This window comes from Saprospira grandis DSM 2844 (assembly GCF_000275825.1).
GTDB lineage: Bacteria > Bacteroidota > Bacteroidia > Chitinophagales > Saprospiraceae > Saprospira > Saprospira grandis_A.
The window spans coordinates 1-2,131 of record NZ_JH719944.1 but is presented as its reverse complement, the minus strand read 5'-3'; the positions used below and the strand labels follow the sequence as shown (position 1 = coordinate 2,131).

The following is a 2,131-nucleotide window of genomic DNA, read 5'->3' as shown; positions in this document are numbered from 1 at the left end:
CAGGGTTGTTACCTGAGCGAACTGACGGACTAAAGTCCTTGTTCGCTTTTTCTACTTCTAAGGCCGCAAAACAACCCAGCCGCTAAAAGACGCCCCCCCTTTTTTTAAAGGTCCGAGAAAAAGTTGAGGGACTAATAAAGGAGCGTATTTAAAATTTTGTGTCTGCCCTTTCCTACGCCTAGGGACAAGCCCCTAGGCTAGCTTTTTCAGACAGCCCTCTGCGAGGGCCTTTGGATATGCACTTCTTTGCAAAAGCAGATGAGCAAGGCCGTAAATCATAATTTGAGGCCCTTTAGGGCTGACTCCATGGGGTTAATGGTAGCCGGCAAAGCTTTGCCTGCGGCCCTTTGGGCCTGTAGGATAGATATATGGACCTGTAGGTTGAAACCTACAGCAAGAAAGGAGGCCATACTAAGCACAATAAAAATGGGCTTCAGCCCATGGGACCAAAACAGCCCAGCCGCCGAAGAAGAAAGCCAAAATGGGAAAAACCGTTGTGCGGCCACAACAAGCCCTTTAGGGCGCAGTTGTTACCGCCTGCCAAAGGCGGACAACAAGGCTGCAAGCCACAATTCGACGACTGTAAGGAGTAATGCCCAAAAAACAATTACAATCAGCAATTACTGCTCTAAATATATTGTCCAATCAGGAGCATCTGTTTCGAGTATCTGTAGCGCTGCTGTATAGTTATTCTTTAAGCTATATTTAAAAGCAGAGATGAAATAAGTAAGTTCTGCCTGCATTGGCTCTGCAATATCAAGCATTTCTGCTATTTTTAGAAAGCGGATGAGTTCCTCATCTTTAAAAGGAAATATTAACAGGTTGTCTTTTTTTAAGAAAATTTTTGAAGCTACATGAGTCTGTATTCTACCTAGGTTGAGCATAAATAAATCTACAATCCCTAACCTTTCCGCTAAATCGTAATAAATTGGAATATCACTTAATATTTGGCCTGCATGAAGGTTAGGAAGACAGATCTCTAAATTATAAATGGTAGACAAAAAAGAGCTCAAGTACCAAGGGCTCACTTCCGATTCCTTTAATTTGAATATATCCTTACGAAGAATAGTCCTACGTAATTGCTCTAAATCTTCAGAAAAAAGTGCAGGAAATTTTTTTTGAACTAAAAAAGAACGTTTTTTTAACTGAGCTAAATTCTCATCTGCAGGTTTAGCCAACTTATTCTCATCTATAAATCGGAACCCATATTTAAATACTTTTAACGAAGAGCTAAATTTGCTTATTCCCAACTCCCGTTCTAACATAGCAGGACATTCTTCTTGTTCTTCATAAATTGCTCTCACAATTTTCTTTAATTGAAGTTGGTCAAAAGAACGAACATAAGCAACTCCTTTTTTTGTTAAAAAGTAACTATGACTTATTTCATGCATAAAACCATATTCTAGCAACAACTTTACTACCCTGTGCTCCAAACCAGGCAACCTCCAATGAACTGCAAGAAACTCAAAGTCTTTAAATCCCATACCAAGGCGCCGCTTAGTGCGGTTTTGCATAATTCCAACTAAAAACATTAACATTAACTTTTCCTGCATGCTCATTACATCTTTTATTTTAAAGTCCCCACATAATTTTTAATGCCTCATATGTATAAAATATACCTAGCCTAAAGGTACATTTTTTTGAGGTCTACGCCCCTTCCTCTAGATATATATACGCAACAAAGGAGGCCATACTAAGCACAATAAAAATGGGCCGATGGTTTTAACCATCGGCCCATATCATTTATAGCAAACAAGGGCTTTAGCCCGCCAGTTTGCATAGTCTACAACCATGGGCTTCAGCCCATGGCCCCAAAACCGCCAAAGAAGACCGCCAAAAGAAAAAAGAGAAACGACAGAAGGGGTAAGGATATCTATTTATCCCTAGGTATAGTCCACCCTCCTGTTGCACGGTATAAGGAATCCAATTCCTTTTTAAATTCTTCTGGAAACTCATAAAATTCGCAAACTCGATTCATTTCTGTTATCTTTTGTTTACTCCTATCATTTTCAGAAGTTATGATTAACTGGCGCTTTGAAGGACAGAAATAACCTTTTAAATCATACAACCAGTTTTCTCTAAGTGTCCCTACGTAAAATGCATATTCTATATCTACAAAAGAATCTCTTAC

Annotated in this window: 1 protein-coding gene and 1 pseudogene; both read right to left on the bottom strand. The window is 39.3% G+C overall.

The genetic code is table 11. The annotated features are described in order from the left end of the window. Positions 1-620: 620 nt before the first annotated feature. Positions 621-1,559 (bottom strand): hypothetical protein, encoded by a 939-nt coding sequence (locus tag SAPGRDRAFT_RS19675; protein WP_002661276.1) that lies wholly within the window; start codon positions 1,557-1,559, stop codon positions 621-623. Positions 1,560-1,873: 314 nt separating this feature from the next. Beyond that, positions 1,874-2,131: pseudogene (locus SAPGRDRAFT_RS23225) on the bottom strand (hypothetical protein); the annotation flags it as partial.